The 25,279-nt window shown below is 40.0% G+C and carries 22 protein-coding genes; 8 read left to right on the top strand and 14 right to left on the bottom strand.

Annotated features, from left to right (window positions below):
- Positions 1 to 175: 175 nt before the first annotated feature.
- Together B7E04_RS14030 and B7E04_RS14025 are read right to left on the bottom strand one after the other, a co-directional pair.
- Entirely contained in the window at positions 176 to 493 is a 318-nt protein-coding gene (locus B7E04_RS14030) for an AsnC family protein (RefSeq protein WP_080779223.1), read from the bottom strand.
- A gap of 21 nt (positions 494 to 514) precedes the next feature.
- Complete coding sequence (locus B7E04_RS14025; protein WP_080779222.1) at positions 515 to 949, bottom strand: transposase; 435 nt, start codon at positions 947 to 949, stop codon at positions 515 to 517.
- 535 nt (positions 950 to 1,484) lie between these two features.
- On the opposite strand from B7E04_RS14025, the gene B7E04_RS14020 reads away from it, so the two are divergent.
- Both B7E04_RS14020 and B7E04_RS14015 read left to right on the top strand, forming a co-directional pair.
- Positions 1,485 to 3,083, top strand: coding sequence for a tetratricopeptide repeat protein (locus B7E04_RS14020; RefSeq protein WP_080779221.1), 1,599 nt, complete (start codon positions 1,485 to 1,487; stop codon positions 3,081 to 3,083).
- A gap of 185 nt (positions 3,084 to 3,268) precedes the next feature.
- Positions 3,269 to 5,116 (top strand): chloride channel protein, encoded by a 1,848-nt coding sequence (locus tag B7E04_RS14015; RefSeq protein ID WP_080779220.1) that lies wholly within the window; start codon positions 3,269 to 3,271, stop codon positions 5,114 to 5,116.
- A gap of 116 nt (positions 5,117 to 5,232) precedes the next feature.
- Here the strand turns inward: B7E04_RS14015 and B7E04_RS14010 are convergent, their stop codons facing one another.
- The 3 genes from B7E04_RS14010 to B7E04_RS14000 all read right to left on the bottom strand — a co-directional run bounded on the left by B7E04_RS14010 (position 5,233) and on the right by B7E04_RS14000 (position 10,919).
- Entirely contained in the window at positions 5,233 to 8,295 is a 3,063-nt protein-coding gene (locus tag B7E04_RS14010; RefSeq protein ID WP_165439444.1) for a M60 family metallopeptidase, read from the bottom strand.
- A 31-nt stretch (positions 8,296 to 8,326) separates the two neighbouring features.
- Entirely contained in the window at positions 8,327 to 9,292 is a 966-nt protein-coding gene (locus B7E04_RS14005; protein ID WP_080779218.1) for an FAD-dependent oxidoreductase, read from the bottom strand.
- Between the two features lie 358 nt (positions 9,293 to 9,650).
- Complete coding sequence (locus B7E04_RS14000; RefSeq protein WP_080779217.1) at positions 9,651 to 10,919, bottom strand: hypothetical protein; 1,269 nt, start codon at positions 10,917 to 10,919, stop codon at positions 9,651 to 9,653.
- A 198-nt stretch (positions 10,920 to 11,117) separates the two neighbouring features.
- On the opposite strand from B7E04_RS14000, the gene B7E04_RS13995 reads away from it, so the two are divergent.
- Positions 11,118 to 11,831, top strand: coding sequence for a hypothetical protein (locus B7E04_RS13995; protein ID WP_139785403.1), 714 nt, complete (start codon positions 11,118 to 11,120; stop codon positions 11,829 to 11,831).
- 120 nt (positions 11,832 to 11,951) lie between these two features.
- Here the strand turns inward: B7E04_RS13995 and B7E04_RS13990 are convergent, their stop codons facing one another.
- Entirely contained in the window at positions 11,952 to 12,560 is a 609-nt protein-coding gene (locus tag B7E04_RS13990) for a hypothetical protein (protein ID WP_080779215.1), read from the bottom strand.
- 365 nt (positions 12,561 to 12,925) lie between these two features.
- On the opposite strand from B7E04_RS13990, the gene B7E04_RS13985 reads away from it, so the two are divergent.
- Together B7E04_RS13985 and B7E04_RS13980 are read left to right on the top strand one after the other, a co-directional pair.
- Positions 12,926 to 13,522, top strand: coding sequence for a Crp/Fnr family transcriptional regulator (locus tag B7E04_RS13985; protein ID WP_080779214.1), 597 nt, complete (start codon positions 12,926 to 12,928; stop codon positions 13,520 to 13,522).
- Between the two features lie 409 nt (positions 13,523 to 13,931).
- Positions 13,932 to 14,276, top strand: a complete 345-nt coding sequence (locus B7E04_RS13980) for a mannan-binding lectin (protein WP_080779213.1) — start codon at positions 13,932 to 13,934, stop codon at positions 14,274 to 14,276.
- A 77-nt stretch (positions 14,277 to 14,353) separates the two neighbouring features.
- Here the strand turns inward: B7E04_RS13980 and B7E04_RS13975 are convergent, their stop codons facing one another.
- A complete protein-coding gene (locus B7E04_RS13975; RefSeq protein ID WP_080779212.1) occupies positions 14,354 to 15,136 on the bottom strand; it encodes an AraC family transcriptional regulator in 783 nt (260 codons plus the stop codon).
- Positions 15,137 to 15,210: 74 nt separating this feature from the next.
- Here B7E04_RS13975 and B7E04_RS13970 point away from each other — a divergent pair, with 74 nt between their 5' ends.
- Entirely contained in the window at positions 15,211 to 16,413 is a 1,203-nt protein-coding gene (locus tag B7E04_RS13970) for a CynX/NimT family MFS transporter (protein ID WP_080779211.1), read from the top strand.
- Between the two features lie 10 nt (positions 16,414 to 16,423).
- Here B7E04_RS13970 and B7E04_RS13965 read toward each other — a convergent pair whose 3' ends face one another.
- Together B7E04_RS13965 and B7E04_RS13960 are read right to left on the bottom strand one after the other, a co-directional pair.
- The gene (locus B7E04_RS13965; RefSeq protein ID WP_228439927.1) at positions 16,424 to 17,131 is read right to left on the bottom strand and encodes a DUF421 domain-containing protein; all 708 of its coding nucleotides are present in this window, start codon (positions 17,129 to 17,131) and stop codon (positions 16,424 to 16,426) included.
- 112 nt (positions 17,132 to 17,243) lie between these two features.
- The gene (locus B7E04_RS13960; RefSeq protein ID WP_080779209.1) at positions 17,244 to 18,005 is read right to left on the bottom strand and encodes an MBL fold metallo-hydrolase; all 762 of its coding nucleotides are present in this window, start codon (positions 18,003 to 18,005) and stop codon (positions 17,244 to 17,246) included.
- 91 nt (positions 18,006 to 18,096) lie between these two features.
- Between B7E04_RS13960 and B7E04_RS13955 the strand changes: the two genes are divergently transcribed.
- The gene (locus B7E04_RS13955; protein ID WP_080779208.1) at positions 18,097 to 18,450 is read left to right on the top strand and encodes a winged helix-turn-helix transcriptional regulator; all 354 of its coding nucleotides are present in this window, start codon (positions 18,097 to 18,099) and stop codon (positions 18,448 to 18,450) included.
- Here the strand turns inward: B7E04_RS13955 and bioA are convergent.
- The 5 genes from bioA to B7E04_RS13930 form a co-directional block, all read right to left on the bottom strand.
- The gene (gene bioA / locus B7E04_RS13950; protein ID WP_080779207.1) at positions 18,404 to 19,693 is read right to left on the bottom strand and encodes an adenosylmethionine--8-amino-7-oxononanoate transaminase; all 1,290 of its coding nucleotides are present in this window, start codon (positions 19,691 to 19,693) and stop codon (positions 18,404 to 18,406) included. The two genes, B7E04_RS13955 and bioA, sit on opposite strands and share 47 nt — an antisense overlap.
- Positions 19,694 to 19,881: 188 nt before the next feature.
- Positions 19,882 to 20,868 (bottom strand): biotin synthase BioB, encoded by a 987-nt coding sequence (gene bioB / locus B7E04_RS13945; protein ID WP_080779206.1) that lies wholly within the window; start codon positions 20,866 to 20,868, stop codon positions 19,882 to 19,884.
- A 2-nt stretch (positions 20,869 to 20,870) separates the two neighbouring features.
- Positions 20,871 to 21,488 (bottom strand): dethiobiotin synthase, encoded by a 618-nt coding sequence (bioD, locus tag B7E04_RS13940; RefSeq protein ID WP_080779205.1) that lies wholly within the window; start codon positions 21,486 to 21,488, stop codon positions 20,871 to 20,873.
- Positions 21,489 to 21,584: 96 nt separating this feature from the next.
- Positions 21,585 to 22,685: an aminotransferase class I/II-fold pyridoxal phosphate-dependent enzyme gene (locus B7E04_RS13935; RefSeq protein ID WP_080779204.1), complete on the bottom strand. Its 1,101-nt coding sequence runs from the start codon at positions 22,683 to 22,685 to the stop codon at positions 21,585 to 21,587.
- Positions 22,678 to 23,301 carry a hypothetical protein gene (locus tag B7E04_RS13930; protein ID WP_080779203.1) on the bottom strand — a complete coding sequence of 208 codons (624 nt, stop codon included), beginning with the start codon at positions 23,299 to 23,301 and terminating at the stop codon, positions 22,678 to 22,680. Before B7E04_RS13930 ends, B7E04_RS13935 begins: the two co-directional genes overlap by 8 nt.
- A gap of 145 nt (positions 23,302 to 23,446) precedes the next feature.
- On the opposite strand from B7E04_RS13930, the gene B7E04_RS13925 reads away from it, so the two are divergent.
- On the top strand, positions 23,447 to 24,937 hold the full coding sequence (locus B7E04_RS13925; RefSeq protein WP_080779202.1) for an aminotransferase-like domain-containing protein: 1,491 nt from the start codon (positions 23,447 to 23,449) through the stop codon (positions 24,935 to 24,937).
- Positions 24,938 to 25,279: the final 342 nt, after the last annotated feature.

The following is a 25,279-nucleotide window of genomic DNA, read 5'->3' as shown; positions in this document are numbered from 1 at the left end:
GGAAATAAGTCTTATTGAATGCATACAAAATTTGAAAAAATATTTCAGGTTTTAAAATACTTAGTGTAATATATTCTGAAAAAAATACATTAATTAAATGCTTTAACTCTTTGTTTTGCATTTGTTTACAGTTGTATTTTCATCAACAGATTGATTCAGTTCTATTTCTACTTTTTTAAAGGAATTTCTTTTTCCAGCGGGCAATTGTATTCCGGCTCAGATTAAAATGTCTGGCAAGTTCGGCATTGTTATACCGGTTATTTTTCTGGAAATTGAGGATTTCAAGAATAGATTGCCGGTCAAAAGAGCGGTGTTTCTGGTTAAAAGTGAAGGCTGTCTCTTCTTTACCATTGAGGATGCTGCTGCAGGTGATAACATCCAGAATGGAAAAATCCTGTTTTGATAGTACCGTTGTTAATGCTTTTTTCTTTTCGGGGAACTTTTCATTGATGAGATCTGTGTAGATTCTTTTGTAATCGGGGATATTTTCCATTGTGTTTTTTTGTTTCTCGCTTTATCTTTCCATCATATTATATTTGTGCAGCCATTTATAGAGCGTGCTTTTTGGAATTTTATACTCGGAAATCACATTGGATTTCGTCATTTCTCCTTTCTTTATTTTGTCCAGAACAAATTCTATAATCTCTTTGGTATACAGGCTTTTGCGAAACACCGGCAGTGAATCCGGTATTTTTTTCTTCCGTATATAATCCATAGAAGACTGCGGTGCATATAAAATTAAATGCTGGGAATAGACCCTGAAGAAATCATATTCCAGAAGTTTGGACCAGCGGAGCAGCAGTTCCGTGTCAAAAGCAGAAGAATTATACATATCCAGGACTTCTTCTTCCCTGCAATTGAGGAATTTACAGATCCGGGACATTTCAATGCCGTTTCTGGTTACTTTTTCTTTGATCATTAATCCAATGTTCAGATTTTTAAGATCCATAGTTTTATCTAGAGTTTGTGTTTTTTTATACAGAAAGGAAAAGCAATAGGTCAAAATTCCTATTGAGGGAAGCTGAGAACTTTGACGGGATTATTGCTTTTCATACTTGTGTTTTAGAATTTTCAGCCTGATTTTATTGATGATCATACAGCATACAGAATCCTTTTGCAATAGTATAGTTTTCTCCTGAGATCTGAAAAAATCAGATGTTGCAAATTCTGAATCTCTCACGATATGAAGAAACAGTTTTGTAAAGAACAGTAAAAGGAGATTTGATCAGAATTGCTGTTTTTCATTTTCATTATTTGTATCAGTAGAGAAGAAAATGCAGGCATTTCTGAAAAAAACACCAGTCCTGGGTTGCATTTTTATGGAATGAAGATAAATTGATTTTAGTTGAGTTATTCTAATTTAAACTATTTATTACCAATTGATTAAAAATATTAATTTATATTATAAATTCTGAAAATATAACGCTATTATTAAGTAGTATTTGTTAATATTGTGCTTAATTTGCTCTTTCAAAATACACAAGATGAAAAATACCGTTGTTCTTCTGTTCTGTCTGATATATGGGCTGTATCATGCACAACTGAATCCTGATTTTTCTACCATATCACGCATTGATTCAGAAATTTCCCGGGCTGATGAGCTGGCCAAAACCAATCCCGCGAAATCCATAGAGCTTTACAAGAACTTATATCAATCTTCCAAAAAGATAGGATATAAAAAAGGAATACTCGAAAGTATCACTATGCTGATGGCCAGGTATTATGATGCAGGCAATCATAAACAGGTGATTGATCTGAGTGCAGAGGCTGAAAAACTGGCCCATGAGGTGAAGGATACCGCAAAGCTGGCGAATATATACCGATTACGGGCATCGTCTTACACCGAACTGGGGTTTAACGATGAAAGTATCAGGGAGTTCAAAAAAGCTTTAAAGATATCCGGAAACATAAAGTCCAACGACAAAAAACATTATCTACAATCTTTAATCTATACCGGAATCTGTGGATATTCCGCCCATATCAATGCGCCGCTGGATTCTGTGATCCATTACCAGAAAAAGGCCTTTGAAAGTGCTAAAGCTATAAGTAATGACAAGGATTTTACCTCAAAAAAATATCATCTTCTGGCTTTATCCAGTGTCAATTTAGGAATGACCAGCGTGGCTTCCGGGCGTATAAAAGATGCTGAAGACTATTTCCACAAAGCACTGGAAATCTCTCAAAATGAGTCTTATGCCATACCGAGAAACCTCAATATTACCATTCTGAACGAATATGCATGGCTTTATTATGATCAGAAAAAATATGACCAAGCTGTACAGTATGCAGGAAAAGCTGAACAATTTGAAAAGGTTATCAGCCTGCCTTATCTCCGAAGGGATATTTATGAAGTAAGTTTTAAATCTTATGTAGAACTTGGAGAAAAAGAAGCATCGAAAAAATACATGAACCTCTACACCAGGCTGAATGACAGTCTTGTGAATGAAGAAAAGAAGACCATTAATTCTCCTGTAAAGCAGATTATGCATGAGCAGGGACAGGCCTACACATGGAATCTTTGGAAAATACTGATGTTTTTTATGGTTTGCATTATTGTTCTGGTGGTTTCAGGCTTATTTTTCTGGAAAAGAAATCAGAAAAAACTTCATGAAAGATATGATGCTGTCATTAAAAAACTTAAAGCAGCCGAACCCCGTCCCGAAGAAAATATAAAACCTGAAATATCCGCTGAAAAAAGCATTTATATTACGGATGAAACAGTAAAGACAATCCTGAACAAGCTTGAGAAGTTCGAAAAATCCCAGAAATTCATTAAAAAAGATCTCAGCCTTACATCCCTGGCCAATGACCTGAATACCAATACCCGCTACCTTTCGGAGATCATTAAACAATATAAACATAACAGTTATAACAATTATATCAACGGACTGAGGATAAGCTATATCACCAATAAACTTTATGAGAATCCCATTTACAGGGAGTATAAAGTCAGCTATCTTGCCGAAGCCTGCGGGTTTTCTTCAAGGGAAGTTTTTGCCGTTATCTTTAAAAAAGAAACCGGGGTAAGCCCTTCCTATTTCATCAGTAATCTGAAAAAAGACAGTCTGGAATCAACTTTATAAGAACAATACTTCTTGACGGACTAAATTATAAAACATTCAAATCCACATTAATTAAACGCTTTATTTGACTTAAAATCAGTTGATTATTTTAGATTTAATCTATTCCGGCATTGCAAAAGGGATGATATTTATAAAGATATTCATAAATTTACGGAACCATTACCGCTTTAAAAATTGGTTCCCCCGTGAAAATTCACAATAAAAAAAAATACTTAAGCTTTCTAAAATTCAAAAGAGATTTTCAGGAATATGGGCTGGAAAAGGCCCGAAGCTATGAGCTTATCCTCCACTGGCTGAACAACAGGCTGAGCCGGAATCAGTTTCTGGTGCTCTCCGGAATCCTGGTGGGCTGTACGGCTGGTCTGGCAGGCGTAGTGCTGAAAACCCTGGTGCATACCATTCACAATTTTATTACCCATAAAGTTCATTTTGAATACCAGATTCTATTTTATATTGTCTTTTCGTTCCTGGGAATTGTACTTACTACGGGTATCGTCATTACTTTGTTTAAAGGACAGGACAGAAAAGGAATTGGTGCTATTCTGTATGAAATTGCACAGAATTCCAGTATTGTGGCCTCTGTAAAAATGTATTCACAGATTATCCAGAGTGCTGTAACGGTGGGACTTGGAGGGTCTGCCGGACTGGAAAGCCCTATTGCAGTAACCGGTGCCGCCATAGGATCCAATTATGCCCAGACATACAGGCTCAGCTATAAAGAACGGACACTTCTGCTGGCTGCAGGAGCTACTGCGGGGATTGCATCTGCATTCAATGCTCCTATTGCAGGGATTATGTTTGCATTTGAAATTCTTTTAACCGGGGTTGTTTTTACGGATTTCATTCCTCTAGTTGTTGCGGCGGTCTGTGGGAGTCTTTTGTCGAGGGTATTGCTTCAGGAAGATGTTCTTTTCAGATTTTATACCAGAGAGGCATTTAACTACAAAAATTTACCATACTATCTTATCCTGGGGATTGTGACGGGACTGTATGCCCGTTATTTTGTTGTCATTTCCCAGAAAGTAGAACATTTTATCAAGGGACTTAAGCTTTCAAGGATGCGTAAAGCCATGTTCGGAGGGCTGGTGCTTTCATTACTGTGTGTTCTTTTTCCTCCGCTTTTCGGGGAAGGCTATGATACGGTGAAAGCATTTACGAACGGAAACACCCACTCTATCATCCGGAACAGTTTTTTCAGATATTTTGAGATCGGAGACTGGACTATAGTGATTTTTCTGGTATTGGTATGTCTTTTAAAAGCCTTTGCGACGTCTTTTACCATATTCAGCGGAGGAAATGGCGGTAATTTTGCACCGTCGCTTTTTGCGGGTGGTACGGTAGGTTATTTGTTTGCGATAGTCTGTCAGCAGATCGGGTTTACGGATGTTCCGGTAACGAATCTTGTTCTGGTGGGAATGGCCGGAGCCATGAGCGGTGTATTGTATGCCCCTCTTACTGCTATATTTCTGATTGCAGAATCCAGCTTTGGATATGATCTTTTTATTCCACTCATGATTGTAGCCATTATCTCATATCTTATTGCCAAGTGGTTCTCCCCTATTTCCCCTGAACTGAAATCCCTGGCTGATGAAGGAAAAATATTCACGAATAAGCATGATAAAAACCTGCTTTTTGCTTTAAGAACGGAAGACTTCATCGATAAGCATTCACAGACCATCAATGAAAATGCATCAGTCACGGAATTATTTGAACTGGTAAAAAACAGCAATAAAAATATTTTTGCCGTTACAGACGAAGCAGGAAAAATGAAAGGAATCCTTACTCTGGATGATATCCGGCCGTATCTTTTCAATATGGAGACAGATCGCTCCATGATGGTTTCCCAGATTATGAAAGTTCCACCGGCCGTAATTTACAGGGAAAACAAACCGTTGGATATCCTTCAGATCTTTGATGATACCGGGGTGTGGAATCTTCCTGTAACCAGTGATAAGAATGATTTCATCGGATTTATTTCAAAATCATCTATTCTGATGAGTTACAGACAGCTTTTAAAGGAATATTCCGATTAAGGTATTTTGTAAAGAATCCAAAGGTTTTCGAACAGTCCTGAATCGCAAATATTTTAAACCATAAAAAAGCACAGATCTTTTGACCTGTGCTTTCTATTGATCAGAATTTAAACTATTTACTTCTTAATTATCTTAACTGTTTTAAAAGCATTGACTTTAGCATCTTTCAGAGAAAGCAGATACTCACCGGAAGGATATTTGACAAAGTCTTTATTGATGGCTTTTTCAATAGATTCAGGGTTTCCGCTCGAACTGAAAATCATCTTTCCATCCATCCCGAAAATCTGTGCACTGTAATTTCCTGATGCATTTTTTATCTGAATGTGGATCACACCATCCCGTTCAACAGGATTAGGATACACTATAAGTTGTTCAGGATCTCTATTTTCCGTTTTCTTTGCAGAAAGTGTTGAATAAGGATACACCAGGATTTTCTGCCCGTCATAGCCTACTGCATAAACAGCGGCTGCATTGGCCGGGTAATACACTTTGGTCGTCTGATTGGTGGTATCACCCGTACCCGTAACAGATACATAAATCAGTTCATTATTCGCATTGAAGGTTTCATAGGCTACTGCGTTCTTCCATACACTGTGCTGTACGGTAAGATAAGCATTGTTTAAAGTAGCGCCCTGCCCTGTTTGCCCGCTCACCGGAAGATGATCGCGGAAAGCTGCAATGCTGCGGGATGATATATAATGCATGACAGGAGAAACTGGGGTCTGGTAATTTTGGGCCTGTATATGGGCAATAGTAGCATCAATCTGAGCCTGGGTAATCGTCAGCTGCCCAACACCGTAATCATCAATAGCTCTGTTTATTGGCCTTAAAAATCCGGTTTTGATGAAGAATCCGGTTAAATCTTCCTGCGTCGCTGCACAGGTATTTTTCACAAAGTTCAGAAGCAATTCACCGTTTGAAACCCCTGAGGCATTATAACTTCTTGCCATATTGGCCACCATTCCGAACCAGTGTGCATAATCTATTCCTGTATAATTAGAAGGATAATTAAAGGAAAGAACCGGTGCGTTTCGGGATGCTCCGGCCAACTGATAGTACAGTTCAAGCTGCCAGAAAGGAACCAACACTTTGAAAACATCTGTATTGGCATTCCCCTGCAAAGCTTCCTGATTGACAACAGTATTCAGGATGGCTCCGTTTATTCTTCCTCCTGCGATGCTGGTCATTCCTGTTGCCGGTTCCACAGATTCCCTTTCCAGACGGGACATGCCGTCATTTTGTGGGTTCATATGATAATCTACCCATGTGCTGTGCATATTATTGGTCACTTCTGTAGTCCCAATCCATTTCAGGTCCGGCCTGATCTGGTTAATGTGTCCAAATTCATGGGCAATTCCCCATAAAGACAATTGATTGATATCGGCAAGACTTTCTTCACCCCAGTCAGAATCCATATTGATACCCAGTCCGCCTGCATACCAACCTCCGCCATTATTACTGTAGCTGAACATACGGTTTTTCGGAACTAAATTATATTTATACAGGCCCATCACAAGCCATTCATTCTTTACAATAAGATCGTATTTCGCCGTAAGTTCTGCAGGATTAAAGGGAGCATAATTTTTCAGCATACTCTTTTTATACACCAGATGGGAATGTTCCCCCACCACATCAATCATGTTATAGGCAGTGTTCGTCAGATTCGTTTGCCAGTCGCTTTGTGTAGAAATCTGATGATGATAGAGACCGTTGACCTTACCGGAAACAATATTGATTTTTACATCAGGCAACGCAGTGTTGGTATTATAATAACTGATGTATCCCAAGCCACTGTTGGAAGGCTGAAATACATTCAACCCATTATGAAGCTGATAGTAGGAAGTAGTACCACCCAGAACGGCAGAAAAATCCTTGATCTGCAACGAGATATTGGCTCCGGCAGGGATATTCTGAACAAACATTGCGATCTTACTCCCCTGTTCAAATACAATACCTGTAGGGTTTTCAAAGCTATTGTAACCACTTCCCACCTTTAAATGACCTGTAGTAACAGCAATTGGGGGATAAACCTTATACTCCTGAACCCGGTATTTGCTTATGTAGGTTCTGTTGAACAGGCACTGCGCTAAACCTTTATAGAATGGGGACGCCATAGCATTTATATCTGCCTGTGTAACGGAAGGTAATAATGCTGAATAAAGACTGTTTGTGAAAATGTTCATATAAGCATTTCCTGCTCCGGAAGAGCCTGTTTTGTAAAAGCCCATTTCAGCACAGCTTGCAAAGTTCCCCTCACCGCTGTTTACGGTAATCCTGATGTTTAAAGGAGTGATCTGATTAGGAAAATAGACATTCATAGGAGCAGAGGAATTCTGAAAATCAAAAGACATCAACGTTACAAACACAGAATTTGATGTAGTATTGTAGCTGATGCTTACACTTCCAAAGCGGCCGTTGCTTCCGCTGGTTCTCGGGGTATATTTCAGATAATCAACAGGAGTAACTCCATCTAACCTGTAATTTAACACCACCGGGAAAACAGTATTTCCCCATGAAGAGTGATAAAGCGTATTGACATCATTATCATAAGATTTATCGATATTTTCTCCTGACTGATAGGAGGAAGCGGTGGTTCCGGAGGGAATAATGGTAGCTTTCACATCATTAGCCCCGTTTACACTTAATTCAGCTGTATTGATGCTACAGTCTGTACCGTCAGCAATCACAGGCTGGGTTTCCGAAAAGAATTTCATCTCTGCACAGCTTGAGTAATTTCCCATGCCTGCGTTGACTGAAATTTTAATGCTGTACGGATTCTGGAGAGCTGTTGGGAAAACAACTTCTTTATCCTGATGATCAGACGCCCAGCTTACATTACTGTTTACCGGGATGAATGTATTGGGTGCCGCCTGGGTACTGTAAGAAATACTCACGTTGGTCCATATCCCGTTGGTTCCTCCGGATTGTCTTGGAGTGTAAACCAATTTTTTAATACTGGTCACATTGGAGGTGAAATAATACTTCAGCTCATCCGGGATCCCGCTCTGAGACCATTTTGAATGATACATGGTGCTGTTATTGCCATCAAGCGTCCTGGCAACTTCACTTCCCGGTTGTGCCGGCTGTAAGGATGTTCCCGCATATACAGGAACCTGATAGAGCTGTGAAAACAGGGGCAATCCCCATGCAACAAAGAAGAAAAAAAGTAGTTTTTTCATATACACTATTTTAAGATTATTGGTTAAACACTCAGTGGTAAAAAAAAGAATCAGGGGCATTATTTTCTGTAATAATTTCCGCCAGTTCCATCGCGCATCCCCAGGCTACAGTAAACCCGGAGCCTCCGTGCCCGTAATTATGAAAGATGTTTGAATAATGAGAATCAAATGTAAACCGGACTTTGGTTCTTTTAGGTCGCAACCCTACAATCTCTTCAATAATTTCAGGCCTTTCCTGAGACAGCCCTGCCTTACGGAAACGTGATAAAATCAGTTCGGTGTCGCTTTTTTCTACATTTATATTCCAGTCATTAAGATAATCTGTCCCTCCAATAATGCAATCGGTGCTTCTTCTGATCATATAGCTTAAAGCTCCATTTTCAGTAGAGTTCACAAATGACTGCACATCGAGTGGTTTCACCCTCAATATCTGTCCCCGCATAGGGACAAGTTCATCATCCCTGCAGATTATTTTGGCACCCAGTCCCGTACAGTTCACGACCAGGGTATCCAATTCGCTCAGCTGATGTAACGTGGTGATTTCTTTTTGTTCAAATTGTCCTCCATCAGCCATAAAACGATCGAACAGATGCGGCAGATACAAAGGAGGTTCGGCAAGAGGAACGGTAGCAACATAAGCTTTTTCGGCTCCACGAGGCAGCTCCTCTATTCTGGCAGAGCGGATGGCTTCTTTTGGGAGCTTTTGTACCCATGAAGTATCGGCTGATGCATTGTAAATAATAGTAAAAGGAATAAATGAAACCCCGCTGCCCGGAAATTGTTCCCGGATATAGCGCTGATAAGACAAACTTCCCCATCTTGCAGCGTCTTCCAAAGGTTCTATAGCAAAGGGAAACCAGATGGCACCCACCTTTTCAGATAATGTATTTTCGTAACTTTCCCGGGCTATTATTCTTACCTTCCAGCCGTTTTCCTGCAGGGCAATGGCGCTTGTGAGTCCCGCGATACCACATCCTGCTACCGTTATCTGTTTCATTTATTATTTATTTTTATACTTATTGCTTTTTACTGCAACCAAATCCCTTGCTGTATATAAATTTTATTTTAATAAACCATAGAAAAGTCCTCAGTGTATGACATTCTTTTAATAAAGCATGCATTTTTACAAATATAACCATTGTCGTGATTCGTTGTATATGAAACTTTACGACAGCTTATAAGCTTCATTGTGAAAGATTTAACCCTAATTATGTTTCTTGGAAAGATAAATTTCCGAAAACTTCTTTACCAATTGTAAGCAGCATGTTATGAAAATTTTCTGAGTATTGCTTAAGCCTTAAAAGCAAAAGCGGCCTGAAAAGACCGCTTTTATTCTATTCAATGAGTATATCAGACTATGGACATGGCGTCTGGGAGTAACCTCCGTTGCCGTCCGGTTTGGCATTGACTTTCTTAAAATTACCGTTACTGTCCATTTTGGTAAGTGCAATTCCTGAATTGTATTTATCCAGAACATAAGCCATTCCTGTTTCCCTGTTCGGGATATCTGCGTAGTCTGCAAACATATCTCCTGAAAAGTTAGGCGCAAAGCCCGGAACCTGATGAGGAGGAACATTAGTCACAAATGACTCAAACAAGCTGGCATTGGTGATCACCAAAGCATAAACAGTTCCGTTTGGAGTAACCACATATCTTGTTTTGAAACTTGGATGGTTGTTGTAGTATTTGATCATACTGTACACATCTCCTGCAGATGGCGGCGTATTTCCGGGATGGTTATGGATATCGGCTTCAGGATAGTTGTAGGGGTTACTGATATCCCCCTGAGTAGCATTCAATTCCTGTACACCGGTTGCCTGAAGCTCACCGTTTGGTGTATCTCTTCCAAGGCCTACTCCATTCTCTTTACCGTTTTGGTTGAAATTGTTCAGGATACCTTGTTTGGCATCACTAAACTTTTGCGTTTTGGAATTGTCCGTTGCTTTTTGTGATCCTTCTTTGGCTTTAGTACAAGGGTCGTTGGGATTATTGGCAGGTGGAATCACCACAATCGGAGGAATCGGCGGACCGGTAGGCGGCTGTGGATTGGTTGGCGGATTAGGCACGGTAATCACAACTTCTTCTATGGAACCGTGGCATTTCTTACCACAGGAGTCCATATCTCCGTCTCCTGAGCGTGCAGAGGAAATATCTGAAATAATTTTTCCGTCTACCACCTTGATCTGATACCTCATAGAACCTTTCAGTGCAATATACGTCACGTTACCTGTCATTTTTTTCATGATCTCATGAGCGCCTAACCTGTGATCCTCTGCTGAAAAGTCTCCAATGGATTCAAATTTCCATAAATGACCGGAAACCTGGTCACCGTCAATCCTGAATGTAAGCTCTTCGATCAGTTTTTCACTGTCATTTTTTACCGGAACTGTGATCAGGATAACACTGTTGTCATGTTTAAAAGTTCTTGCATTTTCCCATTCAATTTGCTTTCCTGAAAGCATTTCCAGATCTTTTACATAATCTTTCCGGATGTAGGATAGTGGATCTTCTTTAAGCTGTACGGTTTCGGTTTCAGCTTCAAAAGCATCGTGGACGCAACCCTGTAAGGAAAACAGGGACAGCATGCCTCCCAATAAGATAAGGGGCAGCAGTTTCTTCTTCATAGTTTTAATTTTTTAAAGGGTCGCAAATATATTGATAAATCCAATAAATGAGAAATAGTTTATGAATAGTTTTCTATTAATTAATTTAAAGTTAAAATACATTTACTTCCTGCATTCCACCTGTAATATACCTAGATGTCGGTATTTGAGAAAAATGAATTAAATAGTAATTTCAAAGTCAATATTAATAGAAAATATATGGACCATTCAATACAAAACAAACTGGATCAACTAGAAAAAAAATATCTGAAGCTTAGACTCATGTTTATACTCATCCTGTTTTTGATTGTATCAGTTTTAGTATTTTTATCTTTTAAACAGTCTTCTGTACGTACAGACAATATACTTGAAGTTAAGGGGTTGGTTGTTAAGGATGATCAAGGCCGACCAAGAATTATTATCGGGGCTCCGATTAAAAATATTAAGGGAAGAAATCGTCCGGATGAATTTTACGGGATGGCATACATTGACCCGTCCGGGGCCGACAGAATCACTATTGGCAGCTATCTTGATCCTATGACAGGGAAAGGGGTTGCTCCGAGAAGAGTACAGGGTGCAGGAATGCTTATCCATTACAGAGAAGGCGTAGAACGGGGTGGTTATGGTGTTTTGGATGATGATATGGCTATTCTTACTCTGGATTGGCCCAAAAAGGGTGAAGCCATCGCTCTTTCTTCCGGTAATAGTTTTTCTGCGATCGGAATATTTCATAAAAGACCTGTAGGTCAATATATGGAAGCTATTACTATAGGAGCATTAGCTAAAGAATCCCGGTCATTTTTAAAGGTTTCCGACACTTTGGATAATCAGAGACTTTTGCTAAGTCAGGAGGGATCAAAGGAAATAGATGTGAAATATTATGATAAAAACGGTAAAGAAATCAATAAATCTAAATCTCTTAGCCCAAAATAAGTTTAAGTATTGGAGTATTTATAAAAGCGTGCAAATAATTTTTATTTACAATTTTCGGTGCAAAGGTCCTGCTACAGACGAAAAAAAACTCTGACTTAAGTCAAAAACAACTCGTGGAACTTACTCAAAATCCAATAAACCATCTGTCAGCTTTTTCCACTGGATCTTGGAAATCCCTATCATTCCGCCGGCGGCTACAACAATATTTCTTACCGTGTCAATCAGTTCTGCATTAAGATTCGGGCTTTCATTACGCCCGTAAACTGCAGCCTTCAGGTTTTCCGTTGTTCTTGAGATCATAAACGTTGAGGTAGCTTTGGAACTGTAAAAATGAGCGATATGATCATTCTTTGCGTTATTAGGATCTTCGGAAGGTCTGCAGGTCATGCAGATACTTTCAGAATTGAGCTCTTCACAGAAACAGATATCGGTAACTTCTACCCAATCATAGCCTTCCGCTTCTTTTTCTCCCGGACCCGGAATGTCAATCCTTATAAAATCACCTTTCTGAGGATTTCTTTCCGCGAGATCTCCTTTATGATCATAGAGTCTGAAGGCTGCAAATCCTTCTCCGCAATAGCTTTGCCATTGATTGACTGAGAAAAATCTATTTTGCAATATTTCAAACTTCAACGGAAGTAGTGCAGGTTCAAATTTTTTTTCACTTTCGGTATCGTGAGATCCACCATGCTGCTGCTCCGGAACGCCTTTGATCTTTTTCGTTTTCATAAGTTCAATTTTGTACTAAATTATAAAAATCAAAAGGGCTTCTTTATGAGCACAGTCACAAGGCAGCCATTCAGATAACAGAAAACCTCTCAGCTGAGAGGTTGGTTTTAACACGTAATGTATTGGGATATGGAATTAATAATGCATACATCAAAAATAAAAAGAATTAGTACTGCCGTTTATGACTGCAGTCATAGGGAAGTCAATTCCTTATGAATTTGTTAAAGTTTGCTTATTATAGAGACTTTTTATAAAGTAATATCTATTTTTGGCCTTTAAAATTCAAAAGCTGCGGCTTTGAAATTAATTCAATACCCAATCTTTTTATACGGTATGCTGGCCGGCAGCAGCTATTTTATGTGCTTATGATAATAGATGAAGAATTTTTGCTTTCCTCAGGAGCCGAATTGATTAATTACGCGGCGAATGACCTGATTTTTAAAGAAGGAGAAGTACCGAAGTATTATTTTCAAATCAAAAAAGGGACAGTAAAGATCACCAATTTTCATGAGGATGGACGGGAAATCATCCACAGTCTGCCTTTTGACGGTCATAGCCTGGTGGAAACGGCATTGTTTATTGATAAAAATTATCCTGTAGATGCCATAGCAATGACCAGTTGTGAGATTATCCGGCTTGATAAAAATAAATTTCTTGAAATCATCCGGAATTCACCGGATCTTTTCTCAAAACTCTACAGCTACACGGCGGAAAGGATGTATTACAGGCATGTGATGCTGAATAACATTTCTGCACCCGATCCGGGAACAAAAGTAAAGCGGGTAATGGATTGTATGAAAGCATACAATCAATATACAGCAAAATATTCTTACCAGTTTCCGTTTACAAGACAGCATCTGGCCTCCCTTACCGGATTATGTGTAGAGACCGTGATCCGCGTGGTAAAGAAAATGGAAAAAGAAAAGACGGTGAGAATAGAAAACGGAAAAATATTTTACTGAAAATTTCTGTTCTGATAACATTCTGGTTATAATTATAAATAATAACTCCATTATTTCTGTTTTTTTTATTGGGATACTCTTAAAGAATTATAAAATAAAGAAAATAATGATTATATGAATGTCAGTAGTTATTTTCAAAAAAATTGATAATTTTTTAATATTTATAGCCTTGTAGTGTTTTACATAATATAAATTTTGTTTATATTTGTGGATCGAAATAATTTTTTTTCATCATTTGTGTTTTTTTAAGGTCTCCTCACTAGGGGGCCTTTTTCATTATATGTATTCGTAATTGTTTATTTCATGCTTAAGTGAAAATACGCATCCGGAAATTTGGTGTTTTCTACGCAAGGATATATCCCTTTAAAGAGAGAACTTTGACTTGTTAAACAATTAAAAACATTACACCATGTCAACATTCAAAATTAATATCATTGCAGGTCCGCTTTGGAGCAATGATGAAGCACAAAAAATCGGAGGCCGTATTGCTGCGGCACATTTAGGCAAATTCACAGGAGAGTGGAAAACTATCGTTGAAGGCCAGATGAGCGTTATCGAGGTTGAATACAATACAGAGCCTTCCGGAAGTACAGAATATACAATGCCCGTTTTAGCAGGACCTATCTGGAGCGACGAGGATGCGAAAGAAATATGTCCTTCCATATGTGCTTCTTACGGAGGTACCTGGAACGGACAATGGAAGACAGTCGTTGAAGGTAAAATGAGCGTTTGCGAATGCACATTCAGATTCTAGAAATTATTTTTAGATTAATACTGATCTCCGGGACATCCGGAGATTTTTTTGTTTTAGAATATTACATAAACCCTTTTTTACAGGATCGTTTTCATAAAATCGGTAGGCCTGAAATGCATTACAGACTGAAAACTTCTCGTAAAAGCCTGAACACTCTTATACCCCACTGCATAAGCCGTTTCAGAGATGGTAAGATCTCCGGAAGTGAGGAGTTCGAGGCTTTTTATAATCCTCAGGATCTGCTGGTATTTGCTCAGCGTCATGCCTGTTTCTTTTTTAAAAATCCGTTCAAGGCTTCGTAAGGAAAGAAGAGAGGCCTCACTGAGATCTTCTATTTTAATATCTTCCCGATAGTGATTATGCAGATATTCAATAGGCTGGGATAAACGTTTGTCCTTTGGCAGGCTGATGTGAAGCTTTAAAGAATGCTCCACAAAACGGGGCAGCTCATTAAAAAGTGCTTTTAAAAAAACGAATTCATCGGGATCATCAGCCAGTTTTTTAGACCATCTTTCCGAATATCTGATCATTTCCTTTAAAACAGGCGGAACTGAAAAAACATGAAGCTCCCGGTGGAAAGAACTATGCTCCTCTACTTCCGCAAACATAATCATCAGCCTGATCTTCTCCGAATGTGAATTGGTTTTATGAATGGCCCCCGGTGGAATCCATGCAGCATGGTTCTGTGGAAGCAGGTAGATGTTCCCGTCTACGGTAATGTATTGAAATCCGCTTTCTACATACACCAACTGGCCTCTTTCATGGGCGTGGAGAATGTCGTCATGACGCCAGTTATCCTCAAACCATACGAAATACGGCTTGTCCAGTTCATCAATAGCTATGGTATCATGCGAATTCATGTCGTTTTAAGTTAAAACTTTGTCAAAATTAAACAAAACAACTGAATTAATTTTGCATAAAAGATATTATTTAAATGAAGAATCAAACAAGAAAAAATGCCTCTTATATTTTAATGCTGATCAATGTGCTGGTGGTGATCCTTGTATCCAGCAACCTGAGATCCCCTATTATCGCCGTTTCGCCGGTTCTGGGTGATATTAAGGAGGTTCTGAAACTGGACAGTTTCCAGGTGAGTATGCTTACTTCTATTCCTTTGTTTATGTTTGCCACATGCTCTGTACTGGTCAGCAGGTTTTCCCATCGGTTGAGCATCAGCAGGTTTCTGCTGTATTCTCTTATTATTCTGAGTTTCGGACTGTTCCTCAGAATTACAGGTTCTCTGTGGATGCTTTTTGCCGGGTCGGTTTTTATAGGTTTGGGGATTTGTATCGGAAATGTGGTAACTCCCGGATATATTAAAAATAATTTCCCGAAACAGATCGGTTTAATGACAGGAATTTTTGCCGTTTCCATGAATCTGACGGCAGCCCTGGCTTCGGGCTTCAGTGTAAGGATTGGTGAGTGGACCGGTTTCGGATGGCGTGGTTCACTCGGCATATGGCTCATCATTGCCGGACTTGGGCTATTCGTTCTAGTATTGGAATTGTTATTTAATAAAAAGAATCCGGGGCAGTCAAAGGCAGCTTTAAGTACCTCCGACTTTAATATGTTCAGATCTGCACAGGCATGGAATATCAGCTTGTTTATGGGCTTGCAGTCCCTTTTCTATTACTGCATGATGGCCTGGCTGCCTTCTTTCCTTACCGATTGTAAAATGCAGAGTGAAAATACCGGCTGGGTTTTGTTTGTCATCCAGATCACCATGATTCCTATTGCGTTTCTGGCTCCCATTATTGCCAGTAAAATGAAAGACCAGCGGATTCTTATCGCTCTGATCTGCGCAGGTATGTTTGGAAGCACCATGATGTTTGTATTCCTGCAGTCTCAATGGATCTATGTGAATGCTTTTATGATCGGTATTTCCAACGGATTGTCATTCAGTTTATCCATCCTTTTCTTTTCAGCGCGGACAAAAAACAGTGCCAATGCGGTGAAAATATCAGGAATGGCTCAGTCTGTAGGTTATCTGATTGCAGCATTCGGTCCTCCGGCGTTTGGAAAACTGCATGACTGGGATCTTTCGTGGAAAAGTTCTTTTTATTTCCTGAGTTTTGCCGTTATTCTGATGTTTTATTTTGGAATGAAGGCGGCGAGAAATAAGTTTGTTGAGGATTAAGACCTTTGTCTCAGGTTACCCGTTTCCGGTTGCTGGCTTCCACCCATTCGTCTTTGCAGCATTTGGGACAGTTTCCTGCTGATCCTTCCGGTTTGGGTTCTGTATGTCCGCAGAACGTACAGGAATAATGACCTTCCTTAATAATGTTTTTTAAAGTTTTATCGAAAGATTCCGGCATTATCGGGAGTCCGTATTTTACATCATTGTCTTCAAAGTAAAACACACTGATTTCGCCGGAAATTTCTTCGATCGCTGTTTCTATCTGTCCAAGCTGCGAAATTCCTTTCAATCTCAGTTCTGCAAAAAATTCGTCACTGCCTAAATTTTCTTTTTTAAAATTTTCAATGGAAAATTCACCGTTCCGGATCAGACATATGGAGCTACCTTCCACCAGCTTTTCAAACTTTTTACTTCTCCCGATAAAGAAAGTAACAATACTGTATAAAAGAATAATAATGATAAAAACGAGAATGGAAGAGATAATCCCCACATCTTTATTGAACATCGGGTCACCCGCTGCAGACCCCAGACCGATAATAACCACCAGTTCAAAGATAGAAAGCTGCTTCACTCCCCTTTTCCCAAGCACCCTTAATCCTATGATAATAGCAAGGAACATAATAGCTGTCCGTAGGATAATTTCCAAAAGAAAGGACCATTCTTCATGACCCAGGAACAGTTCTTTCCAGTTAAGCTCTAATAAAAACACGGACATCATAGCATTAATTTTCAAAAAATGCATTCAAAAAATGAGCCATTGGAAGCATTACCGGTGGCTAAGGCTCCCGAAGCCACCGATATGTATGAAGATTTAACGGCTTACAAGCGTATTAATCAGAGAATACCTCTCCATCCTGCAAAACAAAACATCTGTCCTGAACATGATGTTCATGAATTACCCGCTGAATAAATGCCCGGTCTTCCTTACAATGGCTGACTGCTTCAAGGTGGGTAACCAAAACGGAGGCATCCGGTGCTTGCCTGCAAACTTCAATAATATCTTTAGCGGTCATGACAATAGGATCTCCCACGACAAAAGTGGCTGCTCCGCCTGCTACAATAATATTCTGAGGCTGATGTTTGTCTATTTCGGCGGCAATACCCTCATACCAGATGCTGTCGCCAACGATATAGGTAGCTGTTTCTTCCGTTTTAAATACAAATCCGTTCACTACTCCCATTTTTTCTCCTATTTCTCCGGTTCCGTGACGCCCTTCCGTGATGGAAATACTGATGTTTTCCCATGTTAGAGCGTCTTTAATCGGAATTATATTCGTGAATCCGGCCTGAGAAATAGGTTCTGCAATGATTTCCGGACATAGCAGCGGTATATTTTTATCAAGAAGCTCCATCGCCTTTTCATCCCAGTGATCGGGATGAAGATGGGTAACTGCCACAGCATCTATCTCAGAGAGCTTTTCTTGTAATTCCTCTTCACTGAACGGAAGATCTACCAATGGATTCATCAGTTCATTACCGGTCATAGGAAAAGGGCCTAGAGAACCTTTTGTGCCCAGCATGGGATCAATTAAAATCTTTTTTTCTCCTACGGTGAGGACTAAAGTGGCATTTCGCCATAATTGCAGTTTCATTTTGCTTAATTTTGTTCAACAAAACTATGGCTTAAGCAGGGTTGAATAATAGAGGGTTACCAAAAGGTTAACCATAAATATTTTGTAACGGATGAATTTTGAAGAATTTAAAAACTGCGGACTCAGACGGAGCCTTGATATTCTTTCCGGAAAATGGAAGCCTCTGATCTTCCAGAATCTTTTTGAAGAAGAGCAGGTGCGTTTTATAGAATTGTGGCGTAATATGCCCAGGGTTTCAAAAAAAGTACTGTCTGAGCAGCTTAAACAACTGGAGGAAAATCATATGATTCAACGGATTGAAGTCTATAATTTTCCTCCGGAAGTCTATTATAAGCTTACGGATAAAGCCCGTGAACTGGGACCGATTCTCCAACAGCTGCACCAGTGGGGCAATGAACTTAGTTCCGGAACAGGTTCAAAATCTCAAGAATATGCTGATAAATAAAATCCAGCTCTTCCGAAGTGATGCAGTACGGCGGAACCAGATACATAATATTGCCCAGTGGACGCATGATAATCCCCCGCCGCAGAAATTCATCGTACAGGATTTTCCCGGTCTCATTAAAATAAGAGGTATTCTGATCGGATTTATACTCAAAAGCGAGGATTGTTCCTGTCTGGCGTACATCTCCAACGTTCGGATGTATTTCCAGTACTTTTTTAAAATCCGAATGCTGCGTGCAGATACGGTCAATTGCTGATAAAGTTTCCTCCTGTAATAAAAGCTCCATACTGGCCAGCGCTGCAGTGCAAGCTAACGGATTGGCTGTAAAAGAATGTCCGTGAAACAGGGTTTTATATTTATCATCGGACAGGAAAGCATTGAAAATCTCCTGTGAACAGGTGGTGATTCCCATAGGCATTGTTCCGCCGGTCAGCCCTTTTGAAAAGCACATGATATCCGGCATTTCCGTCAGGTGATTGGCGGCAAACAGTTTTCCGGTTCTTCCGAAGCCTGTGAAGACTTCATCCTGAATCATCAGAATTCCTTTGTTTCTGCAGAATTTCATCAGTTCATCAAGATGCTCTGCTTTATGCATCAGCATTCCTGCAGCGCCCTGTATCAAAGGCTCATAGATGAAGCAAGCCGTTTCGTCCGCCAGATCTTCAAGCTGAATTTTTAATCGATCCAGGTTTTCAGCATTGGGAGTATCAATAAAAACAACTTCAAACAACATGCTCCCAAAAGGTTTTGTCCAGACACTCCTTCCGCTCACAGACATCGCTCCGAAAGTATCGCCATGATATGCCTCTCTGAATGCTACGATTTTTGTTTTTTCCTGTCCCAGGTTATAGGCATACTGGATGCATATTTTCAAAGCTGCTTCCACTGCGGTTGACCCATTATCAGAATAAAAAACCTTTTTCTGGTTCCCGGGAAGCAGTTTCAACAGGTTTTCTGAAAGCTGAACGGCCGGCTCATGGGTAAAACCTGCAAAAATAACCTGCTCCAGGGTATTGAGCTGCCGGAAGACCCTTTCTGCAATATAAGGATGGGCATGCCCGTGTAAAGTCACCCACCATGATGAAACGGCATCAATATATTTTTTCCCTTCGTCATCATACAGATAAACTCCCTTTCCTTTCATAATAGAAACAGGATCTCCCGCGCTTTTCATCTGGGTGTAGGGATGCCAGTTGACCGCTTTATCCCTTTCGGTAAGAGAGGTTTGTGTTAATGTATTCATGTATTGATGTATTAAAGTATTTATGTAAAATGTATTTATGATGATAAGCTGGTTGTAAAATGATAATATAGAGAAGAAGCTCTATTCCTTAGCTATAACCCGAATCCCGGATTTCACAACTAACAACTAGCAACTGGCAACCCAACTCATCACTCATAATTAATAACTTATAACTCATGCCAACAAAACTAGCAACAAGAATTCTCTTTCACTTTCATCGGCTTCAGACCCAGTTTTTCCAGCATCTGCATGTCTTCAGAAACGCCGGGATTAGGAGTGACCAGCAAGGTTTCCCTTTCTCCTGTGAAAATAGAATTGGCTCCTGCCATAAAGCACCAGGCCTGTTCTGTTTCGGACATTTCAATACGTCCTGCACTTAGTCTTACCATGGAGGAAGGCATTACAATTCTTGCGGTAGCAATCATTCTTACCATTTCCCATGTATCCACCTTCTCATTATCTTCAAGCGGTGTCCCTGCTACCCTCGCCAGTGCATTGATAGGAACAGATTCCGGATGTTTCGGCATGGTGGCCAGGGTTAAAAGCATTGAGATACGGTCTCTGTGCGTTTCTCCCAATCCGATAATTCCTCCCGAACACACTGTAATTCCGGCTTTTCTTACATTATTAATGGTGTTAATCCTGTTATCAAAAGTTCGGGTTGAAATGATTTCTTCATAGTATTGTTCGGAAGTATCCAGATTGTGATTATAGGCATATAAACCTGCTTCCTGAAGGCGTATCGCCTGTTCTTCGGTGAGCATTCCCAGAGTACAGCAGACTTCCAGTCCCAATTCATTAACCCCTTTTACCATATCAATTACCCTGTCGAAATCCCGGTTGTTCCTTACTTCACGCCATGCAGCAGCCATGCAGAAACGGGATGAGCCGCTGTCTTTAGCTTTCTGTGCGTGAGCAATAACGGTTTCCGTGGGAAGTAATGCCTGCACCTTGATATTGGTGTGATAACGGGCCGCCTGCCCGCAGTAGGAACAGTCTTCAGGACATCCTCCTGTTTTGATGGATAGCAATGTGGAGATCTGCACTTCTGAAGGGTCGTGCCATTCTCTGTGAACCGTTGATGCTTTATAGATCAGTTCCAGCAAAGGCTGGTGATAAATTTCTTCAATTTCTTCTTTCGTCCAGTTGTTTCTGACGGTTGTTTTTTGATCCATTATCATAAATTTTGTTTTTTTGTTAATTGTTCTGCAGCAGTTGTAATGCTGTCTTTTTCAAGTTGATTCATTTCAGGAATACGGATGATCCCGGTTTCGTTGTTGATAAATCCGGTGATTACTCTTTCCGTATCCGGAGGGAAGTTCCCATTGAGGATCAGGAATTCCAGTTTGATTTTTCTTTGCTGTAATGCCATGACAGAAAGCAAGGTATGATTGATACATCCTAAATAATTACGGACAACCAATGCCACGGGAAGCTCCAGTTTTTCAATCAGATCGATCATGAAAACTTCGTCAGAAAGAGGAACCATAAGTCCTCCCGCCCCTTCTGCAATGAGCTTATTATCAGTTTTCGGAAGGGTAAAATCTTCAATATTTATTTCAATATTTTCTTCTCTCGCCGACTGATGTGGTGATGCGGCGAGCTTAAAACGATAGGTTTCAGGATGGCATCTGGTGTTTTCAGTCCATGATGCTATTTTTTGACTATCGGTATTGTCAAGATCCCCGGACTGTACGGGTTTCCAGTAATCCGCTTTGAAATACTGCACCAGAACAGCTGAGCACACGGTTTTTCCTACTTCGGTTCCGATACCGGTGATGAATAGTTTGTTCATTTTAAGTTATATGTTTTGTGAAAAAAGCAAATCAGCTTATCTGCCTTCTCTGCTTCCTTAGCCCTTTCGCCCTTTTGCATTTTAGCCTTTTAGCCTTCAAAAAAATCCCCTGATAATCCCCGCCATTTCAACAATCTCTCCCTCCGTATTGAAACTGTGAAGGCATATCCTGAGTCTTTCAGTTCCGGCTTTTACAGCAGGACTGTAGACTGCATAGGTCAAAATTTTTTTGGCAGATAACGTTTCCTGTAGGGCTTTCAGCTGATGATTGTCGGGGATTATTATAGCTTGTATTGGGCTTATTTCAGATGAAGGTGTTTCTATGTTTTGATTTCTGAATATTTTTATGTTTTGAGAAAGTTTATTCTCTAATTCAGGTCTTTGTTTTATAAATTCATAGCCGGTTTTGATACTCAGCCACAGGAAATCCTGGGCAGATGTGGTATAGATAAACGGAGAAGCAAAATTCACCAGGTATGATTTTACGGTTTCATTACAAAGGATTGCTGCTCCATGCACGCCTAAAGCCTTACCATAGGTTATTACCGCTGCGAAAACATGATGCTGCAACTGATATTTTTCAATCAATCCATATCCGAAAACTCCAAAAGCGTGAGCTTCATCCACAATCAGCGCGGCATTGTATTTCTTTGCTAAGGCTGCAATATCAAGAATCGGTGTCAGGTCTCCATCCATTGAATACAGACTTTCTATGGCGATATAACATGTAGCCGTCTGTGTTTTTAAGATACGTTCCAGATCTTCCGGATCATTATGTCTGAATTTTATTTTTTTTGCATAAGACATCTTACAAGCATCATGAACCGAGCGGTGGATCTTTTCATCTACGATAATCACATCATGACGGTCCGGCAAAGCTGAAAACAAGGCAAGATTGGCATTGTATCCGGAATAAAAAAGAAGTGCTTCAGAATAATGATGCTGTGCGGCAATATAGTTTTCTACTTCAGTCACCGTATTGCTGTTTCCACTGATTAACCTTGAACCGGAGCTTCCTGTAAGCAGTTTCGGGTTTTCCTGAACCAACTGCAACAGTCTGAACTGAAATTCTTCATTCCTTGCCAAACCAAGATAGTCGTTGGAAAAGAAATCAACACCAGTTAGTTCAGGTTTTAAAGTTCTTAATATTCCGGTTTCTTTTCTTTGATCAAGCGCTTCCTGAAATCTTTTAAGCATAATCCAACGGCGCTACATCCTTTGCAATAGCATTGATCCACTGATCGTGCAGTTCTTTTTCTATCATCAGAATATGTTCAGCGTGCTGTTTCCATTCAGGAGAAAATTCATTGAGCTGATGGATCATTTCTTCAAGGTGCCCTTCTTCTTCCAGAATAATGGATTTTACCATAATTTTTGAAGATTCTCTGGTTAGAATATCCTGATAGACCGGATACAGCTCATCCGCACGAACCTCAATGGCATAGGTCACAAAAAGATAAGCGGCATATTTCAATTCTTCCTGACTTAAATTGAAAACCGTCTGAAGATACCGGCATGCTTTCACATCCAGGGAGTGGAGATACTGTCTGGTGGCCACCGGAGCCAGAAGTTCTTCAGCTTTATACGTTTTGCATAATTCAGGGTCTATTTTTCCGATCTGTTTTTTCAGATAATATGCGTGGCGGTGTTCTTCGGCAGCATGTTTCAGCTGGATCAGGGTAACGGAAACGGGATGCTCACATTTAGAGATCTTTCTGGCGCCTGCATTTTCCATAAAGGAAAGGGTATTCAGCCATTTCGCATGGGTCTGTCCGTCTTTTACAATCTTTTCAAGCAATTGATCAAATTCCATAGATTTATCGATTTTTGATTGGGTTGGGGTTTGGATCTTATCTGATAATGAACTTGAATAATCACACCCGAATCCGTCCCTTTAATTTTATTCCGTTCAAAAGTAGTATCTTTCCGGACCATTAAAAGGTGCCAGTTTTAATATTATGGATAGTCCGGTTAAGATTCCTTATCAAAGTTTTATCGAAATTGACAGAAATTCAGAGACATCAATCTATATGCAGATTGCGAACCAGCTCATCAATGCTATTCAAAGAGGTTTTCTGCCGTACGGGACCAAGCTTCCCGGAACCAGAATGTTCAGTGAAGTCCTGGATATCCACCGGAATACTGCCGTTGCAGTATATGATGAGTTATCGGCACAGGGCTGGGTAGAAAGTCTTCCGAATAAAGGAACTTTTATCATCGGAGAAAATCAGAAGAAGCCTGTCCAGGTGAAGGATTTTGAAAAGAACAGCCTGCAGAATTATCCTATAACCACGGGTTTTCCTTTTAAAACCTCAAATATTTTAGACAACCCTTTTGAACATTCAGACTGTGAATATATTTTCAATGACGGAGTTCCGGACATCAGGTTGACGCAAATCGGCCAGCATTCCAGGTTTTACAGCTCTATTCTTAAACGGAAATCCAACCAGAAAATGCTGGGCCACTATAATCATGACGGAAGTGAATTTTTTAAGGAACATCTTTCCCGTTATCTTAATCTTTCCCGAGGATTGCCTATTTCAAAGAACAATTTGCTTATTACAAGAAGTACGGAGATGAGTATTTATATTGTTTCCGAGATTCTTCTTTCTGAAGGAGATACTGTATTGGTGGGAGCATTAAGCTATTTTTCCGTTAATATGATCTTTCAGAAAGCAGGCGTAGATATTGTGTCTCTCCCTATAGACGAAGAGGGAATTATTGTAGAAAACGTCCGGGAAATCTGTAAGAAACAAAAAATAAGGATGCTGTACCTTACCCCGCATCACCACTATCCTACTACCGTGGCATTAAGCGCCCAGAGAAGGCTCGAACTGCTGGATCTTGCCCATGAATACGGTTTTATAATCCTTGAAGATGATTACGATTATGAATTTCACTATGATAAAAGTCCTATCCTCCCTTTAGCAAGCGCAGATACCCATGGAATGGTAATTTATATCGGGTCTTTTGGTAAATCACTGGCTCCGGGCTTCAGGACGGGTTTTATTGTGGCCCCCGAAAATCTGATGGCAGAAATGAGGAAATACCTCGGAATTATAGACCGGCAGGGCGATATTCTGATGGAAAGGGCTTTGGGAGAAATGATTGAGGAAGGTGAAATCAACCGCTATCTGAAAAAGTCGCTGAAAGTGTATCAGGAAAGACGTGATTATTTTGCAGAGCTCCTTGAAGGGCACCTGGAAAAGCTTGTGAAGTTTCAGAAACCATCGGGAGGTCTTGCTTTCTGGCTGGAATGGAATGTCCCGATTAACCTGATGCAGCTTAGCAGGAATTGTTCCAGAGACAATCTTTTTATTCCGAAAACGCTGCTTTATCAGACGAAGGAGCTTACGGCGATGAGATTGGGATTTGGGAATTTCAATAAGGAAGAAATGGAGAAAGGTGTGGGGATTTTTGCTGAGAATGTGAAACAGCTTTTGATGTAATCTCTCGCGGATTTTGCAGATGGAGCGGATTTTTTCATGCTGAAAAAGAATTAGAAGGTTTGGGAATTTGAGGGGGTAAGATTTTGTTGGAAAATGCAATGGCGCAAGGTTTTTAATATGAGGCTGTTTTAAGGGCGCAAGGAAATCAAAGATTTCCGGCAAGGATGGAATTAGAATAAAACGAGATTACTTCGTTCCTACAATGGCTGCCATATACCATTTTATCGGAGATAAAATCCTTGCGCCTTAATAGCATGAAGTATGTGAAATTTAGCGCCTTTGCGTTTTTTCAACATTATTTATATTATATTTTCCCACAGAGGACACAGATCACACGAATTT

Origin of the sequence: Chryseobacterium phocaeense (assembly GCF_900169075.1) — a bacterium.
GTDB classification, from domain to species: domain Bacteria; phylum Bacteroidota; class Bacteroidia; order Flavobacteriales; family Weeksellaceae; genus Chryseobacterium; species Chryseobacterium phocaeense.
Note: the sequence above shows the minus strand (reverse complement) of the source record. Positions and strands in the feature narration are given on the sequence as shown.

Excerpts from the sequence above, each read along its gene's own strand:
- B7E04_RS14030 (WP_080779223.1), bottom strand. The coding sequence starts at position 493 with ATGGAAAATATCCCCGATTACAAAAGAATCTACACAGATCTCATCAAT.
- bioA (WP_080779207.1), bottom strand. The coding sequence starts at position 19,693 with ATGAATACATTAACACAAACCTCTCTTACCGAAAGGGATAAAGCGGTC.
- bioD (WP_080779205.1), bottom strand. The coding sequence starts at position 21,488 with ATGAACAAACTATTCATCACCGGTATCGGAACCGAAGTAGGAAAAACC.
- B7E04_RS14000 (WP_080779217.1), bottom strand. The coding sequence starts at position 10,919 with ATGAAGAAGAAACTGCTGCCCCTTATCTTATTGGGAGGCATGCTGTCC.
- B7E04_RS13955 (WP_080779208.1), top strand. The coding sequence starts at position 18,097 with ATGAATTTTGAAGAATTTAAAAACTGCGGACTCAGACGGAGCCTTGAT.
- B7E04_RS13965 (WP_228439927.1), bottom strand. The coding sequence starts at position 17,131 with ATGATGTCCGTGTTTTTATTAGAGCTTAACTGGAAAGAACTGTTCCTG.
- B7E04_RS13930 (WP_080779203.1), bottom strand. The coding sequence starts at position 23,301 with ATGGAATTTGATCAATTGCTTGAAAAGATTGTAAAAGACGGACAGACC.
- B7E04_RS13960 (WP_080779209.1), bottom strand. The coding sequence starts at position 18,005 with ATGAAACTGCAATTATGGCGAAATGCCACTTTAGTCCTCACCGTAGGA.
- B7E04_RS14005 (WP_080779218.1), bottom strand. The coding sequence starts at position 9,292 with ATGAAACAGATAACGGTAGCAGGATGTGGTATCGCGGGACTCACAAGC.
- B7E04_RS13935 (WP_080779204.1), bottom strand. The coding sequence starts at position 22,685 with ATGCTTAAAAGATTTCAGGAAGCGCTTGATCAAAGAAAAGAAACCGGA.
- B7E04_RS13990 (WP_080779215.1), bottom strand. The coding sequence starts at position 12,560 with ATGAAAACGAAAAAGATCAAAGGCGTTCCGGAGCAGCAGCATGGTGGA.
- B7E04_RS13970 (WP_080779211.1), top strand. The coding sequence starts at position 15,211 with ATGAAGAATCAAACAAGAAAAAATGCCTCTTATATTTTAATGCTGATC.
- B7E04_RS13980 (WP_080779213.1), top strand. The coding sequence starts at position 13,932 with ATGTCAACATTCAAAATTAATATCATTGCAGGTCCGCTTTGGAGCAAT.
- B7E04_RS14010 (WP_165439444.1), bottom strand. The coding sequence starts at position 8,295 with ATGAAAAAACTACTTTTTTTCTTCTTTGTTGCATGGGGATTGCCCCTG.
- B7E04_RS13985 (WP_080779214.1), top strand. The coding sequence starts at position 12,926 with ATGATAATAGATGAAGAATTTTTGCTTTCCTCAGGAGCCGAATTGATT.
- B7E04_RS13975 (WP_080779212.1), bottom strand. The coding sequence starts at position 15,136 with ATGAATTCGCATGATACCATAGCTATTGATGAACTGGACAAGCCGTAT.
- B7E04_RS13925 (WP_080779202.1), top strand. The coding sequence starts at position 23,447 with ATGGATAGTCCGGTTAAGATTCCTTATCAAAGTTTTATCGAAATTGAC.
- B7E04_RS13995 (WP_139785403.1), top strand. The coding sequence starts at position 11,118 with ATGGACCATTCAATACAAAACAAACTGGATCAACTAGAAAAAAAATAT.
- B7E04_RS14020 (WP_080779221.1), top strand. The coding sequence starts at position 1,485 with ATGAAAAATACCGTTGTTCTTCTGTTCTGTCTGATATATGGGCTGTAT.
- B7E04_RS14025 (WP_080779222.1), bottom strand. The coding sequence starts at position 949 with ATGGATCTTAAAAATCTGAACATTGGATTAATGATCAAAGAAAAAGTA.
- bioB (WP_080779206.1), bottom strand. The coding sequence starts at position 20,868 with ATGGATCAAAAAACAACCGTCAGAAACAACTGGACGAAAGAAGAAATT.